General features: G+C 60.3%; 10 protein-coding genes. 8 read left to right on the top strand and 2 right to left on the bottom strand.

Translation table 11 applies throughout. The features are described 5' to 3' along the window. Positions 1–100: 100 nt before the first annotated feature. Together valS and ADJ95_RS09200 are read right to left on the bottom strand one after the other, a co-directional pair. Positions 101–2,833 carry a valine--tRNA ligase gene (gene valS, locus ADJ95_RS00095; RefSeq protein WP_049331330.1) on the bottom strand — a complete coding sequence of 911 codons (2,733 nt, stop codon included), beginning with the start codon at positions 2,831–2,833 and terminating at the stop codon, positions 101–103. A 114-nt stretch (positions 2,834–2,947) separates the two neighbouring features. Further along, a complete protein-coding gene (locus ADJ95_RS09200) occupies positions 2,948–3,220 on the bottom strand; it encodes a hypothetical protein (protein ID WP_141761815.1) in 273 nt (90 codons plus the stop codon). 312 nt (positions 3,221–3,532) lie between these two features. On the opposite strand from ADJ95_RS09200, the gene ADJ95_RS09430 reads away from it, so the two are divergent. The 8 genes from ADJ95_RS09430 (at position 3,533) to ADJ95_RS00055 (ending at position 17,097) form a co-directional block, all read left to right on the top strand. Next, positions 3,533–3,724: a hypothetical protein gene (locus ADJ95_RS09430; RefSeq protein ID WP_239662734.1), complete on the top strand. Its 192-nt coding sequence runs from the start codon at positions 3,533–3,535 to the stop codon at positions 3,722–3,724. Positions 3,725–3,868: 144 nt separating this feature from the next. Then, the gene (locus tag ADJ95_RS00085; protein WP_049331325.1) at positions 3,869–4,669 is read left to right on the top strand and encodes an SDR family oxidoreductase; all 801 of its coding nucleotides are present in this window, start codon (positions 3,869–3,871) and stop codon (positions 4,667–4,669) included. A gap of 426 nt (positions 4,670–5,095) precedes the next feature. After that, on the top strand, positions 5,096–6,916 hold the full coding sequence (locus tag ADJ95_RS00080; RefSeq protein ID WP_049331322.1) for an LPXTG cell wall anchor domain-containing protein: 1,821 nt from the start codon (positions 5,096–5,098) through the stop codon (positions 6,914–6,916). Positions 6,917–7,251: 335 nt separating this feature from the next. Beyond that, entirely contained in the window at positions 7,252–8,259 is a 1,008-nt protein-coding gene (locus ADJ95_RS00075) for an NADP-dependent oxidoreductase (protein ID WP_049331320.1), read from the top strand. A gap of 508 nt (positions 8,260–8,767) precedes the next feature. Next, a complete protein-coding gene (locus ADJ95_RS00070; RefSeq protein ID WP_049331318.1) occupies positions 8,768–10,708 on the top strand; it encodes a hypothetical protein in 1,941 nt (646 codons plus the stop codon). A gap of 301 nt (positions 10,709–11,009) precedes the next feature. Next, entirely contained in the window at positions 11,010–12,821 is a 1,812-nt protein-coding gene (locus tag ADJ95_RS00065) for a hypothetical protein (protein WP_049331314.1), read from the top strand. Between the two features lie 853 nt (positions 12,822–13,674). After that, positions 13,675–15,123 (top strand): hypothetical protein, encoded by a 1,449-nt coding sequence (locus ADJ95_RS00060; RefSeq protein WP_049331313.1) that lies wholly within the window; start codon positions 13,675–13,677, stop codon positions 15,121–15,123. 363 nt (positions 15,124–15,486) lie between these two features. Next, a complete protein-coding gene (locus ADJ95_RS00055; protein WP_152691672.1) occupies positions 15,487–17,097 on the top strand; it encodes an enoyl-CoA hydratase in 1,611 nt (536 codons plus the stop codon). Positions 17,098–17,159 lie beyond the last annotated feature (62 nt).

Here is a 17,159-nt window from a genome sequence, read left to right as displayed (position 1 = left end):
CCCCGCCTCGCGTTATTCACCATCGGTGCTTAGAAGGATCCGCGTCTCCGCGCAGACTGAGCGTTGCACAACAAGCGACGACGAATCGCGGATGCATCGCCTACTCGGCGGCTTCCTCCACCACGAGCACCACATCGCGAACCTCCAGCTCGCCCTCAGCTGCCACCAGGGAGAGCTCGCGTGCGTTACCGGCGGCCTTCAGGTCGCCCAGGCCGGCCTCGATGCGGTCCAGCTGCGCCTGCGGAGCCGCGATGGTAGCGGACTCAACCTCGGTGCGCTGCTTGACCTTCGCGTCGCTCTTTGCCTTGCGCAGGCCGCCCAGGGCCTCAGCAACATCCGGCAGGATCTGCTTGAGCGAGTCAATCTGAGCCGGGTTGGCATCAGCCAGGACCCACTGGGCCGAAATGCCGGCGGTCGGGTTCTGAGCGGAGTACTCAGCCAGCAGGGTGCCCTCCAGGATGGGCAGCGCCTGCGGCCACTCGGCGCGGTGCACGCTACCCGCACGCCACCAGGACCAAATCTCTTCGGTCACGAAGGGCAGGAAGGGCGCGAACAGGCGTAGCAGAGCGTCCAGGGTGGTGGCCAGAGCGGCCAGAACCGAAGCCTGCTCCTCCTCGCCGCGAGCACCGTAGGCACGGTCCTTAATCAGCTCGACGAAGTCGTCGGTGAAGGACCAGAAGAAGCTCTCGCAAATCTGCAGGGCACGAGCGTACTCGTACTTCTCAAATGCTGCGGTTGCCTCTTCAACCAGGTACGCCAGGCGAGCCAGCAGGGAGCGATCCAGGGCGTTGATGAGCACGCGACCCTGAGCCTGCGAGGTGATGACGGACTTCTCGGTTGCACCCAGGTTCAGCACGAACTTGGAGGCGTTGAGCAGCTTGATGGCCAGGCGGCGGCCAATCTTCATCTGACCCTCGTCGTAGGCGGTGTCGGCACCCAGGCGAGCGGAAGCCGCCCAGTAGCGCACAGCATCCGAACCGTACTTCTCCAGAACCTCGTTCGGAACCACGACGTTGCCCTTGGACTTGGACATCTTCTTGCGGTCCGGGTCGAGAATCCAACCGGAGAGCGCGGTGTTGTACCACGGTACGGAGGAGGCCAGAGTCTCGGAACGCACGGCGGTGGAGAACAGCCAGGTGCGGATGATGTCGTGACCCTGCGGGCGCAGATCCATGGGGAAGGTCTTTGCGTGCAGGTCCGGGTTCACGCCCCAACCGGTTGCAATCTGCGGGGTCAGGGAGGAGGTGGCCCAGGTGTCCAGAACATCCGGGTCGGCCACGAAGCCGCCGGCCACGCCGCGCTGATCCTCGGTGTAACCGGGAGCGGTCTGCGAGGCGGGGTCTACCGGGAGCATATCCTCGGTGGGCAGAATCGGGTTCTCGTAGTCGGGCTCGCCCTCGGCGTCCAGCGGGTACCAGACGGGGAAGGGAACGCCGAAGAAGCGCTGGCGAGAAATCAGCCAGTCGCCGTTCAGACCCTCAACCCAGTTCTCGTAGCGGCTACGCATGAAGGAGGGGTGCCAGTTGATCTCGCGGCCGCGCTCGATGAGCTTCTCGCGGCGGTCGGCGTCGCGGCCACCGTTGCGGATGTACCACTGGCGCGATGCGACGATCTCGAGGGGCTTGTCGCCCTTTTCGTAGAACTTCACCGGGTGGGTAATCGGCTTGGGGTCGCCGTCCATCTCGCCGGCCTCAACCAGCATCTCCACGACGGTCTTCTGCGCGGTGAAGACGGTGGTGCCGGCCATGCGCTCGTAGCGCTCGCGGCCCTCGGCGGAGGTAATCCACTCGGGAACCTCGCGGGAGAAGCGGCCGTCGCGGCCGATGAGCGCGCGGGTGTCCAGCTGCAGCTCGCGCCACCAGGTGACGTCGGTGGTGTCACCGAAGGTACAAATCATGGCGATACCGGCGCCCTTGTCGGGCTGTGCCAGCGGGTGAGCCTTGATTTCGACCTCAACGCCGAACAGCGGGGAGGTGACGGTGGTGCCGAAGAGCGACTGGTAGCGCTCGTCGTCGGGGTGCGCCACGAGGGCTACGCAGGAGGGCAGCAGCTCGGGGCGGGTGGTCTCGATCCAGACCTTCTCGCCGTTGGGGCGGTGGAAGCTGATGCGGTGGTACGCGCCGGGGCGTTCCTTGTCTTCCAGCTCAGCCTGGGCGACCGCGGTGCGGAAGGTGACGTCCCACATGGTGGGGGCCTCTGCCATGTAGGCGTTGCCTGCTTCCAGGTCCTTCAGGAAGGCGAGCTGGGAAACCTTGCGGGAGTGTGCGTCGATGGTGCGGTAGGTGCGCGACCAGTCCACGGACAGACCCAGGGTGGTGAAGAGGTTCTCGAAGACCTTCTCATCCTCAACCGCGAGTTCTTCGCAGAGCTCGATGAAGTTGTTGCGGGAGATGCGCGGCCACTTTGCCTGGCTGCGGTCAGGCTTGGGGGTGCCGTCTGCCTTCCAGGTGATCAGGTCACGGAAGGAATCGTTGTCGGGCACGGAGGGGTCGCAGAGAACGCCGTAGTAGTTCTGAACGCGGCGTTCGGTGGGCAGACCGTTGTCATCCCAGCCGAGGGGGTAGAACACGTTCTTGCCGGTCATGCGCTGGTAGCGTGCAATGACGTCGGTCTGGGTGTAGGAGAACATGTGACCCACGTGCAGGGATCCGGATGCGGTCGGCGGCGGGGTGTCGATGGAGTAGACCTGCTCGCGAGTGGTGTTCTCGTCGAATGCGTAGGTCTTCTCATCGGCCCAGCGCTTCGAAAGCTTCTCTTCGAGGCCTTCGAGGGCGGGGCGGTCGGGAACGTTAATCTGTACGGGCGAGTCTGAGCCCAAAATGTTTTCAGCCATAAGGGCTATTTTCTCATATTCACGGCGTTCTCTCAGCTTTCAGCGCCGGCCGTGCGCCGAGGATGTGGTGAGTCACGGCCTCGATGGCCGTTCGCGGGGTGCTTCGAGGGGTTGTCAGGGGCGTTCGTAGCGGGTGATGGCTTCTTCGAGGCGGCGCAGAAGCCGGTCGTATCGCGGGGCGAAACGTGCGCGACGCAGGGCAACGGCGGGTCCGCGGGAGTGGATGAGCTCATCCCAGGAGGCGGGGTCCAGGTAGGTCTGCCCCAGGAGTAGATGTACTTCGATGGGGTAGGGGGTCCCTGTGGAAGCTCGGTACGTGGCGGCTCGCTGCTGTAATTCTCGGCGGCGGGTTCGGAGGTCGGTGATGCGGTGGCGTTGAGATTTCACGGTGGTGCGGTAGATAGGGGGGTGGCGGGGGAGAAGCCTCGGAAGCGCTGCTCGGAAATGCTACAGGAATAGGTCATTAATACCCGAAGGTAAATGTGTTCCGCGGATCATTTCAACACGTGACTCGACCCTATGCAGGCATCATTCGGGGGCGTAGACTGAAATAGTACCAATCCTGAGGAGGCATTGATGAGTACGTTTAGTTTCTTTGGTTTGGGTGCTTTCGAGACCGCCGTTCTACTGATTCAGGTGGTACTGGTGGCGGCATGCATCGGGCACCTTAGCTTGCGAAGCGGCTATGGGGAGGCGCGCATGCGCTTCGTTCTTCCCATTATCGCTTTCGTGCCGGGTGCCGCGATTCTCTATCTTATGTCTGCACGCGAGGGGACGGTTCCCCCGGACACCGTGAAGACCGGTAGTAGCTCGCCCGTGTACTTTGAGCACCGCCTCGGCTACCGCGATGGTGGCCGTAGCCGCTGGGGTCTTCCCCGTCGCCGCAAGTAATCGGGGGGCGACGAGGTTCTTTTGAGCTGTGAAAACCTTGAGCTGTGAAAACCTTGAGCCGTGAAAACCGAAAAAACCAAAAATGTATGCCCGGTGTGTTTCGTTGTGGAGCACGACCGGGCATCGTTTTATTAGGATAAAGATATGACTAAGAACACTTACATTCCTCCATCTCCCTTTCGCTCCTGGGCCGGAGACGGCAAAGTGGCCGTGGTGACCGGCGCGTCCAGCGGAATTGGTCGAGCTACCGTGCATCAGCTGGTTGCCACCGGGTGGACGGTGTACGCTCTGGCTCGCCGCACCGACCGTCTTTACACCCTGCAGCAGGAGACTGGGGCGCATCCGGTCACCTGCGACGTAACCAACGAGACCGCCGTTGCTTTTGCCGCCGAGCAGATCCTGGGTGAGCAGGGAACCGTTGACGCCCTGGTCAATATTGCCGGGGGAGCCATCGGCCTGGATCCCGTCTCGGAGGGTAAGCCCGAAGATTACCTGCAGATGTACCGCATGAACGTGCTGGGAATCCTGAATACGGTCCGCGCCTTCAGCGGGGCACTGCGCCAGAATGGTCACGGCACGATTCTGAATCTGACCTCCACCGCTGCCGAGCATGGGTACGAGGGTGGCGCCGGGTATAACGCCGCAAAGTTTGGCGCTCGCGGCCTGACCGAGGCGCTCCGCCTGGAGGAGGCGGAACATAACGTGCGCGTCATCGAGATTTGCCCCGGCATGGTGCACACCGAAGAGTTCTCCCTGAACCGCCTGGGTTCGCAGGAGGCCGCCGACCGCGTGTATGAGGGCGTACCGAATCCGCTTACCGCCGAGGACGTAGCGCAGACCGTAACCTTTGCGCTCAACGTTCCGCACCACGTTAACCTGGACCGCATTACCCTGCGCCCGGTGGCTCAGGCCAGCCAGTTCAAGGTGATTCGCGCCGAGGGGTAGCGTGCCATCGGCCCTCTCTGCAACCCCTCATTGAGAAGTTCTGCGGATAATACGCGCATAACCCCGCTTGGAGGATGGGTGAAAGCTCGCTCCCCGAAGCGGGGTTTTCTCAGGTAGTTATAAGGTTTTTCCTCACGGAATAATGCATAGGTTCGTTAAACGTCAGCAAAAGGGAAGTTTAAGAATCGTCATATCCTGATACGGAGAACTCAAGTAAGCGAATTGGTATGTATGCAACCTCTTTATAGGGGAGTGTTTTATAACGATTTGATAACACTTGAATAGAGGATGCGATAGGGTGCCGGTAAGAACAGGGGCGAATGTTAGCCTTTTAGCATCACACCCATATTGAACACCCGATGGCCTTCGAAGAGGGGGGCGCATATTCCCGGGGTTCACCACCGATGATTCAGAGATCGAGGAACAATGTCGAAGACTACCCGTCGCGTCTACAAGATTGCAGCAGCGGCAGCCTTTACCGCAGGCTCCGTTGCCGCTATTCCGGCAACCTTTGCGGCTGAGGCTCCCGCAGACCAGAGCGGTACGACTGTTGCCGTCACGCAGCACCCCAACGGTGAGGTAAACGTAGAGGTTACTGCCCCGGCCCCGGCTTCTACCGAAGCACCGAAGGCTGAAGCTCCGGCGCCGGCTGCTACCGAGGCTCCGAAGACTGAAGCACCCAAGGCTGAGACCCCGGCCCCCGCTGCTACCGAGGCACCGAAGACTGAAGCACCCAAGGCTGAAGCACCGGCCCCGGCTGCTACCGAAGCACCCAAGGCTGAGGCACCGGCCCCGGCTGTTACCGAGGCTCCCAAGGCTGAGGCACCGAAGGCTGAGGCCCCGGCCCCGGCTTCTACCGAAGCACCCAAGGCTGAGGCACCGGCCCCCGCTGCTACCGAGGCCCCCAAGACCGGAGAAACCCCGAAGGCAGATCCCAAGACCGAGCAGGCCAATCCCGCCATCGAGATTGAGGAAACCGACTTCCCCGCAGATGCCACCATCAATACCATTACGGTTCGTGCATCCGGTTTCCAGGGGGCCAAGGTGGGTGCCTCTGTTAACGTGAGCATCTACGCTCTGGACGCTAACCAGCAGATTACCGGTGAACCGATTGCAACCATCACCGTTGACGCTGGACAGATCAAGGACGGCGCATTCAACGCTTCCCTCAGCGTTCCCGCAGCCCAGCTTCCCGCCGGCGCATCCTACGCTCTGGTTGCTGTCAGCAACCCCCAGGCTCAGCCCGCCGAGAAGCTGGTGGCTCTTTCCTCCTTCAAGGTAACCGAGACTACCACTCCGCGTGATCACACCCCCAAGGCTGATGAGACCCCCGCCCCGGAAACCCCCAAGGCAGACGAGACTCCCACCCCCGAGACCCCCAAGGCTGATGAGACTCCCGCCCCCGAGACTCCGGCTCCGGAGACCCCTAAGGCTGATGAGACCCCGGCCCCCGAGACTCCGGCTCCCGAAACCCCCAAGGCAGAGACTCCCAAGGCCGACGAGACTCCGGCTCCCGAGACCCCGGCAGTACCTGAACCCCAGAACGCGACCCTCACCACCGAGAGCGCAAGCCTGGACCCGAACGATGAGTACAACGTGGTGACCGTCAACGGCGCGGGATTCACCCACGAATCTGCTTCCCGCGGCGTGCAGGTGGCCATCTACCGCCTGGATGCCGACGGCAACATCACCGGTGAGGCTCTGGCTGTTCAGGATGTGCCCGCATCCGAGATTATGGAGGGCACCTTCACCACCAAGCTTTCCGTGCGTGCCGATCGTCTGCTGCCCGGCTACGTGTACGCGCTCGTGGCTACCAGCGACCCGAACGGCCTGGTACATCAGGTAGCTGTCACCACCGCCTCCGTGAGCGATGCGGACCACCCGGCCCCCACGGTGCCCGCGGCAAGCAACGACGATAACACCACCGTTCGCGATAACGGCGACGGCACCACCAGCGTCTTCACCGCGGAAATGAGCGAGGACGGTTCCGTGACCGTGACCGAGACTCGCGTTCCCTCCTCGCAGGCTCCCAAGGCCAAGGTTGGTAACACCCCGGTGACCGCTTCTTCCCAGAGTGGCCACACCGTGAGCGCTCGCGATACCGCCGGCCGCACCACTTCGGATAGCTCTTCGAAGCCGCAGCTGGCTCACACCGGCGCTGAAGGTGTCGCAGGTATTGCCGGTGTCGGCGCCGCAGCGCTGATCGCCGGTGCTGCGCTGATGCTTCTGCGTCGCCGCAGCCTCTAGGGTTGATCCTTTCGCGTAACGCCGTATGAAACGTCCTCGCGGTTTCCTCGGGATTAAAATAATCTCGGGAGACCGCGAGGACGTTTCTGTGTGTTCAGAATAGTGAGGGCGCACGATGCGGCGCTCCACGGAACGTTGCAGCCGCAATGGACGGACAGACCGGTGTCGATTTGTTCATGACAGGGTTCCCGCGCTCGCGGGGGTGGGGGTTTATCGGTTCCGAGCGTCCCGGAAGTGAAAGCCTCGAATTTCGAGGGGCCCGGATAACCCTGTCGAAGAATTTGCCGTTAGGTTGCAGAATACCTCCCGAATCGGGAAGAGGGGAATGAGAAACGATGAGCGTGCAGGCAGTGCAGTACGACCGCTTTGGGCCCGTGGAGAATCTGAAGCTCGTGAGCGTACCGGGGGAGAGCCCCGAAGCGGGGCAGGTAAAGATTGCGGTGCGTGCGGTCGGCCTGAACCCCGTGGACTATAAGATTTTTGAGGGCTCTCCGCAGCTCAAGATGCTCTCGCGCGCCATGAAAATCAGGAACCCCCGCCGCTGGTTTGAATCAAAGAAATCGCAGTTCCCTCGCGGAGTGGGGCGTGATTTCTCCGGCACGGTGCTCGAGGTGGGGCCCGGCGTATCGGGCTATCGCGTGGGCGACGATGTCTTCGGAACCATCGTTAGTGCCCCCGGTCTGGGCACCAAACGGGGATCTCTGGCCACGGAAATTTGTGTGAACATCGGCGACATTGCGCCTAAGCCCGCCTCCATTGATTTTGAGCACGCGGCCGCAATGGGTGTCGCGGCTCTGACCGTGGGAGGCGCCTTCCGCCATATTGGCGTGGGGGAGGGCGATACGGTGGTCATCTCCGCGGCTTCGGGCGGAATTGGGTCCGTCGCCGTGCAGTATGCCGTGGCTCGCGGTGCACGCGTCATTGGCATTGCAGGGGCCGCGAATGCCGAGTTTATCAGGTCGTTGGGGGCCGTGCCGGTTGCTTATGGCGAGGGCGTGGGGGAACGAGTGCGCAAGGCGGCCGAGGGTCGCGTGACAAAGTTCCTGGACTGCTACGGTGGCGACTACGTGACCCTAGCCTTTTCGCTGGGGTTGAAGGGCAAGGACATTGGAACCCTCGTTCCCTCGCCCAAGGTCATGATTAGGGGAGCACAGTTTACGGGCCCCCGCCATTCGGAACACGGGGACTTCGAGACCCTAGCCGAGCTGGTCGCCGATGGGAAGGTGTCAATTCGCTTGGATCGTGTGTACGGGTTCACGATTGAGGATGTCCGTGCGGCCTACCGCGATTTGCAGGCCGGTCACACGCGTGGCAAGAGAGTCATTCGCATCGCCGGTGAATAGGGGATTGGCGCTACTGATTGATGCGAGACCTCAAAAACCTTACACCCGAAAGAAAATAACTATATGTGCATAAATGTGCACATATAGCACTGCAGAGTCTACCTATTTACGTTCGCTTCAAACCCTCACCTTGAAGGGAGAGTTGAGGTATTTTACCTAGTCGATATGTTTTGCGGATGATTAGTGGGGGAGATTTGGGTAAAAAACCCGTTTTGTGGTTCATTGCATAAAAAAATAGTTGGCTCGTAAAGCGTATTGGGCCTCAAGAGGCTTTTTCTATTGATAGTGTGGAACTACCGATAAATAGAGCGATTCCCCTCGCGCGGACTTCCACCTCAGATGGAGATTGAGAGTTTTACCTCTCGGAACCCATCGCCCATGCCGAGGAGACCCCTATCGCAAGGTTACCAACCTCGCGAAGGAACCAACCGTACATCTTCCCGCCGGGAATTGAGGCGTCGTTGTCGCGTAAAGGGTATCGTTCACACTCACAGAAAAGGTGTGTTTCATGCCCGATCCCGCTCACTCAAAGACCCGAGCAACGGCCGCCATTGCGGCCTCCGTTCTGACCGCCGGCACCGGTGCGGCCCAGGCCGCGATTCCAGTGCACAATGCGGGCGGCCTTTCCTCCTCTAACGTTCAGCAGAACCGCGCCCAGCATTCTGACCGCGATGTGCGCCCCTCGGTGCAGGTCGAACAGGGTGCTGCCATCAACCCCGCGCGTTCCCAGAGTATCACCGTTAGCGGTAGTGGTTTTCTGGGCGAGGACGTTGAGAAGCATGGCATCGCCGTGTACGTCAGTGAGTACCGCAAGTACCCCCTGGCTGCCCTGAGCCGTGCCCGTGCGGTGACCATGACCCTCGTCCCCGTCTCCGATGTGCACGAGGGTAGCTTTAGCACCCAGCTCACCCTGCCTGCGGGAATCCTCGACCCCAACCAGCAGTACGTGGTGGCAACCGCCGTCGTCAACCCCGATCTCGGCTATTCCGTCGAAGACACCTCCTACAATTCATGGACGCCCCTGGAGGTGCAGCCTGCGGATACTCAGGATGAGCCGCTCAATGCCCAGATCCTGTCGGGTCAGTTGGAAATTCCGCAGGAGCAGAACCTGATCGTCTACAAGGCCACCGGTCTGGGCGATGCGCAGGCCTTCGAGATCATGACCTCGATTTACGCCGTTGATGAGCAGGGCAATCGCCACGTACTGGCTGCCTCCCCGGCACGAGCCGATGTTGTCAACGGCACGCTTCTGGACGGCATCGAGGTACCCGGTGCGCGCCTAGCCGTTCTGCAAGATGTGCATCCCGATCTGCGCTACGTGCTGAACGTTGAAATTGCCCCTTCAGCTTCCCGAGGCCTAGCAGCTCAGAGTGTCGAGATTCCCTTCACCAATGGCTGGAGCGTTGCTGAGACTGCAGTCGCGGAGCCTGCCGACGAAGAGGTTGAAGCGCAGGCGGAAGAGATCCCGGCGGCCCCTCGCCCCGCGACCTCCGAGCCGGAAGCTTCTGAGGCTTCCATTGTTTCCGCTGAGGAACAGGACCCCGTGCTCCCGGAAACCGACCCTCGACGCCACTACGACCTGCCGCGTAACACTCAGTTCGACCGGGTGCGCGACGCCTCGGCAGATCGCGCGGAGGAGCAGGAGTCAGCCGAATCGACGAATCATTCATCCGTGGCCGTGGGTGCTCGCCTGCGCGTGGAAGAGACCGCAGTCCCCGAGAATGACTCGGAAAAGACGCTCACTTTCACCGGTGAAGGTCTCGAAGGTTCCGGTCCCGTGGCCCTGCAGGTGCACGCGCTGGATTCTAACGGCCGAACCGCCGGTGAGGCCATTGCCTCCGGGGAAGCTCGTGTGGAGGATGGTTCCTTCTCCGCGCATCTTCAGGTGCCGGGCAACGCCCTGAAGCCGGGTACGACCTACCGTGTAAGCGCAGTCTACGAGGATTCCCGAGGAACCGTGCAGATCGTGACCGGCGGCTTCACAGTGGAGCGTGACGGCGTGGATGCTTCGCGTCCTTCCGACTCGCTGCCTGCCGAGCAGACCGAAGTGCCGGCAACTGAGGAGCCGAGCTACGGTGACTCTGTTGCTGAAAAGCCGACGGAGGAGAAGCCCTCGGTTACTCCCTCCGATAGCGCCCCGGCACCGGCCGAAGAGTCGAAGGAGTCCGCTCCTGTGGCTGTCGCATCCGAGGCTCCTGTATCCTATGAGTCGGCTTCGCCCAAATCTGCTCCGGTTACCGAGGGTGCTACCGGCGGCGCTACCGACCGTGCCGGACAGAAGCCTCAGGAGGCTACGGCTTCGGCCTCCAAGGGTGAGCGTGAGCAGCTGGCTGTAACGGGCGCCTCCGGGATACTGACGATTAGCGCGGTGGGGTCGCTCTCTCTGGTTGCGGGTGCCTTCCTGACCCGCCGTGGCCGCCGTGATGTGCAACTCACTTCCCGCTCCTAAAATGCTGATAAATACCCTCTCGCAAGCCATAACGTGAGATAAGACGAGGGGATGCTTCTTTGTAACAAAAGAAGCGTCCCCCCGTCTTTAACTTTTTCTAAGGTTATACCTATAATTTAGAGTGCATTGACCGGCGGTACTGCCACTCTCTCTATGCTCCGCCCTCGCGGAGCAAAACGCGTTCTAAAACGCACATGGTCACCGATAAGAGAGGCCGCCTCCCCGCTCTCACTTCCGAACTTCTGAGCGTGGGGGATTGCACAACCTATCGCTCACTTACTCACTCACGAAAAAGGTGACCATGTTTACCACGCAGCGAACTGCTCGCGGCGCGGCCCTCGTAGCATCTGCAGCCCTCGGGCTGGGAGGTACGCTGGCCCCTGCAACCTTGGCCCCCGCTTCCTTCGTATCGTCCGCCCATGCACAGCCGCGTGGTGCGACTCCCTCTGCGAAGACTCCTGAACCCCACGCTACGAACGTTGATGTTTTCATCATGGATTTGCTAGGCCAGAGTGAGGATTACATCCTGATTGGTCTGGGTGGGGTGAAATCTCTCGACCACGTGCAGGTGCGCCTGGTGGCAGTTACTATGGAGGGTCTGGAAGTTGCCTCGATGGTGGTCCCCGCCTCGCAGCTGACCGTGTCAAAGAATGATGAGGGCTATCTCGATGTGAGTATTCATCAGCGCCTAAATATTGAACAGGCCTACATGGTGGAGGTTACCGACCTTCAGACCGGCAACTCCTCTTTCGTTGAGCTGAGCCCCGAATACGGCGAGAGCGTTGAGGGTCTTCTCGCCTCACGTCAGAATCTTTTCTTCCCCGATACCCCGGGTGTGCAGCGTGCACCCATCGATGCGGTGAGCCCCGTGCCCCATCCTGTGCCGAATCCCGAGCCTTCGAAGGATGAGCGAGAGGAGCGTCCGCAGCCCACGGCCGCTCCGGCCCCGGCTCCGGTTACCTCGGAGAGCGCCTCGCCGACCCCCTCCGCTACTGCATCTGAGAAACCCGGTGATGTGGGGGAGCCCCGTAGTTCCGAATCTACCACCGACGTTTCTGATACGCCCAAGCCCGAGGGGGACCGTATCCTGGTGCATAACCGCTCCTCGAATCAGGTCCCCGCAGACACCCGCGAGGCCATTCTTGAGATTTCCACCGCGGAGCTGCGAGGCTCAAGCGATCTTCAGACGATTCGCACGCGCGTCAAGAACGTGGGGGAGAGCTCCCTGGGCTATGACGTCATGGTCTTCGAGATGCCTGCCGACGGGGGAGCCGTCGGCGCACCCCTGGCCACGACCCACGTGAGCCCCGAGCAGGTCAGGGACGGCGCGTTCTCGGCTGATTTGAAGGTCCCCGGAACCTCACTCGTTGGCGGTAAGCGGTACCGGGTGGTGGCGGTGGGAGGAGAGTCTCCCGATGAGCTGAGGCTCGTGGCAACCTCTGCCTTCAGCGTGAGCATTATTCAGCGCGCCAGCTCGGCGGATTCAACTGCAGACGCCAACAATCAGCCTAAGCGCACTGTGGTTCATTCTTCGAGTGAGCAGCTGCCGGCAGATATCTCCTCACCGAGTGATGCTTCACCCTCTGCGGTTGAATCTTCGTCGGCTCGAGGAATCGCTGGGGAAACCGTTCCCCATATTCCTTCGACAGATGTCGCTCTGAATCATGTCGCTCATGCCCATGCCTCGGCTGCGCGGGCAACCCCGCAGGCTCATGCGGTCACGAGTAACCCCGTTACCGCATCGAACGTCACCCCGGTCATGTCGGGATACGCAGCCTTTATTGGCGGACGCACCATCGTGAATCTGATGGGGTATCAGACCTCAGCGGGAAGCACTGAGAGCGTTGCCTCTGCCACACGGGAAGGTTCTCGCCTGAGCTCCGAGGGGTTCTATACGCGAAGCACGAAAGCTCGCGGTGGTTCCGATTCTCAGAAACTGGAGGCAAGCGCTTCGGAAGATGTACCCCTGCCGGAGGGTACCGTGCCGCTGGGAATTGCGCTGGCCGGTTCGGTTGTCTTCGTGGGTAGCGCCGTGGTGGTGAACCGGTATCGTCGTCGGGCGGAGGCCTCTGCTGAAGCGGTGGCAACTGAGACGATGGACGCGAACGCATAGGCGCGGGAGAGCAGAGAATTTACCTCGAAAGGCGCCCCATGGTGGTGATGCGTAGCATTACCGACCGCGGGGCGTCTTTGCATTATGTGAGATGTGTGTCGCATTATGCAATGGATTTTTGTCAAATCTTGTACGGCATGTAAATGATTTTGATTGTTTATAGGAGGTGGATTTGCGGGCCCCCGGCACGAACGTTTATGCGTTATAACACCGTGAGCGGCCTGTGTTCAGGGCTTGGATTGGACACTATATGTCGTGCACCTGGGCTTTTACGGCGATTGAAATAATTGTTTGCGGGATGTTCGGCCCTCCCTCTAAACATTCGCATTTTTCGATAACGATGTTTTATGGGGTGGCCATACAGTGTTTTACTCTGAGGTGCATATACTGCCTAACAATAAGCACACAAATGCAATGAATTTAAAATCTTAATACTCGTGTTAGGCTGGGATGTAACCGATGTACCGGCACGCATAATTATTGCATTAGAGGGGCTTGTGGTGAGCTACTCCTTATCAGCGCGTTGTGCGTCCGCTTCGATTGAAATGGCACTATTATGATCACTCAACGACCTCGAACTTTCCGCGCCCTGACGCTTTCCGTTTTAGCGACTACGGGTATGTTTGTGTTACCCAATGCTTCCGCGGTGGAGGGAACCGGTTTTTCTGTCGATCAGCAGTGTATTATTACTATTCTCAATTCGGAGAATCCTCAGAATTGTCCCTCGCAAGATTTCAGCATTGAACTCGATACGCTTGAGGTTCTAATTCATTCTGCGGAACAGAACCGGGTAACCCTCAATCTGCAACCTCTCTACGAAGAGAAGTACATCAGTGATTCGAGCCACTATCTCGTGGCCGTTCAGTACTACACCGTCTCCGGTAAAGCATCCGGAGAGGCAGTCACCTATACTCCCCAGCAGCTGAGCGCAGTGAAAGCCCAGGACGGCTCTACCCTTCTGACGCTCACGCTACCGAGTACGCCGAAGGAAGGCTACTACACCATCTCCGTCCTCGACATGGACAGCTTCGATGAGGGATACGGGGAGTTCAAAATTACTGCCGGTTCGCTTATTCCCCATATCGTTCCTGCCGGTGATGGGGGCGTCGACAGTGACTCGTCGGGAATCCGTCTTGACGACGAAACGCAGAATATCCTGGCTAAAGCGCGTGAAGAGGCCCGTTATCCGCAGCCCTCGATTTCGCCTACCCCGAAAGCGGCGGGCGATCTGGAGCACGGCACTCAGATTGTGAGTGAGGTACCCGGAGGCCTGACCTCCTCCCGAGACACCGCGAACCTGAACGCTCCAACGCTGAACGTTCGCTACGCCGAGCTGCGTTCTGACGCAGAGACGAAGCCCGTGACCGTTGTTGGAAAGAACCTGCCCGCCCGAGAGAACGGGTACGACCTGATGGTCCTTGAGACCGATATGCAGGGTAATCCCCGAGGCGATGCCGTCTCGTACACCCATGTGGACGCTGCACACATCGCCGGAGGAGAACTCGAGGTGGCTGTTGGCGTTCCGGGGTCGCTTCTCAAGACCGATTCGGTCTATACCGCGTACCTGGTGTACGTCGATGAGCAGAACAACGACACCGCTGTGGCCTCAGTTCGGTTTAAGGTGAGTGCCGGGAAATCGCAGGATACCGCGGAATCCTCCGCCACTCGCCGCGATGAAACGGGCGCTACTTCAACGTCCACTACCGCGAATAGCGATAACTCCGCGAGCGCCTCCTCTCATGCTTCTTCTAATGCAGCCGACGGTAGCTCGAACGCTTCCCGTTCTAGCGGGGCCGATTCCACCGCAACCCGTGAGAGTCAGGCGCGTGCCGAGCGCCGTCAGCAGGGGCTTCAGGCTCTGGCGCAAGCGCGCACTATGGCGCCCCAGACCAATGCATCCGCCGGGCAGTCACCCCTGACCTCGGCATACGCCGCGGGGTCCGATACCGCAACGCCTAATGGGGAGGACGGCGCCTCCGTAAAGAGCGGATCGGCATCTGCCGTGCAGCCCGTGACCCCTACCGATGGCGCCAAGGGGCTAACCCCCACCCGTCAGACGGAGGGTAATTCCCGTTCCGCTGAGGTTAACGCCCCTATCTCTCAGGTGCACTCCGGATCGACCGCGGGACAGCAGGAAGGCGTGAAAGCGGCGTCCTCTTCGGAACACGTTATGGAGGAAGCCTCCGACTATAGGGTGACCTTCTGGACCGTAGGACTGGTGGGATTGGGCCTGGTGGCGGGCGCCGTATGGATGGCCATTCGGAGGAATGCCTTCTCCCTGTCTCGGGTGTTCCACCGGTAAACACCTACGGGACTTGTTGACTCCCCGAGCGTAAAGACAGCGTTTAGGGGAGTCAAAATACCCTTGAGTGAATAAACCTCGGAGTTCATGGTAGGGTTGAGGAAGCCGATATATAGACGTGGACTCCTCCTTACCCTGACCCCACATCTCAGTGGTCATATGGCGTGGATGCCACCGGATAGATACTCTGTCCAGGGCTCGGTCGATTACCCCGTGTGGGATTGGAAGAATAATCGGGGATGGGAGCACCTCGTTAAACACCACGAAAAGACACATTGCATGAGCACATTATCTATAAAACGCCGTGTAGTTGCCGTTGCGACCCTTGCTGCGGGACTGCAGAGTGGGGTGCTTGCCCCATCCATGGCCGTCGATACTGTTGCCGACCCTACGCCCTCTTTACACGATGTCGCTGGAGCAGGCGACTCGGACGACCCCATAACGCAACGTCGCGAGGGGGAATCGAACGTCGACTTCGATGGCCCTAACGAGGGTGATATTAACCTGACCATTCACCGTGAGAACGGTGCTGCCCTGCTCGTTTGGTCGGGTTTTCCTCAGGGAATCTCTGCCGAGAGCGTGCTGGTAGAAGTTACTTCGTGCACGTCGACGGAGGAATGCACCCACCGTTTTGTCTCCCCGACCGAAGGGGGTTCCCCCGGGGAAGTAGCGCTTCTGCTTGATTTGCCCGCTGAGGGAACGTTCTACGTCATCACCCTGACGGATGCGGCCTACGGCATCACGCGGGTAGATTTTCTGACGCGAGATCGCGACACCCTGGTGGAGGTTCCCTCCGATCCTCGGTATTCTACTCAGTCGGGAGTTACCCCGCCCCACGGTGAGGATGCGTCCTCGAAGGGCCCCTCGGCGACCGACTCCACACCGGTAGAGAAGAAAGACACCCCGGAGTCTCCCTCGCCGCAGCCTAGCCCCACGCATATTCCTTCTACCGTAGCCCCCACTCCTCAGCCGGTGGTGACCCAGTCTCCGAATGTTACAAAGGAACCGGAGCATATTCAGCTGATTAGCTCCGAAAAGATCGAGGCTCAGGCAAGTAGGCAGAATCACCGAGATAGCCCTCGCCTGACAATCCAGAACTCTCAGGTTAACTCGAGCGATTCGGTAAAGCCCGTTACGGTGCGCGGCAAGAACTTTGCAACGAATGACAACGGGTATGACCTGATGCTCATGGAGCTCGACGGTGATGGGCATACGGTGGGCGACGCCCTAGCTATTGTGAGGGTGAACCCTTCGGATCTCTCCTCCGGAAGCTTTGAGGCGGTGCTGGGTGTACCCGGGGCCTCCCTACAGACCGGTCGCACCTACTTGGTAGTGGCAATAGACGCCACCAGCGGTGGAGACGTCCAGGTCAGCACGGTACGCTTCACCGTTTCTCGAGGAAGTAACAATACCGGAAATTCCCAGGGTGAAAGCGACGACACCTCCACTGATGATTCCTCGGATTCTTCATCCTCCGCAGTGGCTGGCACCTCTTCTGCGGCCCCCTCAACGGCCTCGAGCGGTGAGGAACAGAATGCCGTGAAAGTGGCTGACGGGAATAAGACGAAGATCCGAGGCGTACGTTCTGCAACCGCCTTGGCCGGGGACCGGAAGGACCCCACCATCTCTGTCGAAGAGGGGACGGAGGCCGTTGCCCGCCCCGCTGCCTCTTCTTCATCTGCGCTAGGCTACCGCACACGCGATGCACAGGACGAGCAGGCTACCGCTCGTACGAGTGCGCCCGCAGAAACCGAGCCCGCTACCCAATCGCGACGGTCTTCGACGTTGGATGGTTCCTCCTCGCAGGTGCGTTCCGAACAGAAGGGCCGTGACGGGGTGAAGGCCTCAGAAGCCGACTTGGCCCATGGCATGATGGCCTCCTCATCTGCACTGGCCGTACTATTGGCCATTGGTGGTGGAATGGTTCTGGGTGCTTTGGGTATGTCACGTATGCACGCTTCGAAGAAGGATTAGTCGCGTAGGGGTTGGGGTGGTGATGGCCCCTGGTGCCTGTTGAGGGGGTATTGCCCTGTCGG

Source organism: Rothia mucilaginosa (assembly GCF_001061665.1).
GTDB classification, from domain to species: Bacteria; Actinomycetota; Actinomycetes; order Actinomycetales; family Micrococcaceae; genus Rothia; species Rothia mucilaginosa_A.
Note: the sequence above shows the minus strand (reverse complement) of the source record. Positions and strands in the feature narration are given on the sequence as shown.

Coding starts and splice junctions, on each gene's coding strand:
- ADJ95_RS09430 (WP_239662734.1), top strand. CDS start 3,533: ATGCGCTTCGTTCTTCCCATTATCGCTTTCGTGCCGGGTGCCGCGATT.
- ADJ95_RS00065 (WP_049331314.1), top strand. CDS start 11,010: ATGTTTACCACGCAGCGAACTGCTCGCGGCGCGGCCCTCGTAGCATCT.
- valS (WP_049331330.1), bottom strand. CDS start 2,833: ATGGCTGAAAACATTTTGGGCTCAGACTCGCCCGTACAGATTAACGTT.
- ADJ95_RS00055 (WP_152691672.1), top strand. CDS start 15,487: ATGGCCGTCGATACTGTTGCCGACCCTACGCCCTCTTTACACGATGTC.
- ADJ95_RS00080 (WP_049331322.1), top strand. CDS start 5,096: ATGTCGAAGACTACCCGTCGCGTCTACAAGATTGCAGCAGCGGCAGCC.
- ADJ95_RS00085 (WP_049331325.1), top strand. CDS start 3,869: ATGACTAAGAACACTTACATTCCTCCATCTCCCTTTCGCTCCTGGGCC.
- ADJ95_RS00075 (WP_049331320.1), top strand. CDS start 7,252: ATGAGCGTGCAGGCAGTGCAGTACGACCGCTTTGGGCCCGTGGAGAAT.
- ADJ95_RS00070 (WP_049331318.1), top strand. CDS start 8,768: ATGCCCGATCCCGCTCACTCAAAGACCCGAGCAACGGCCGCCATTGCG.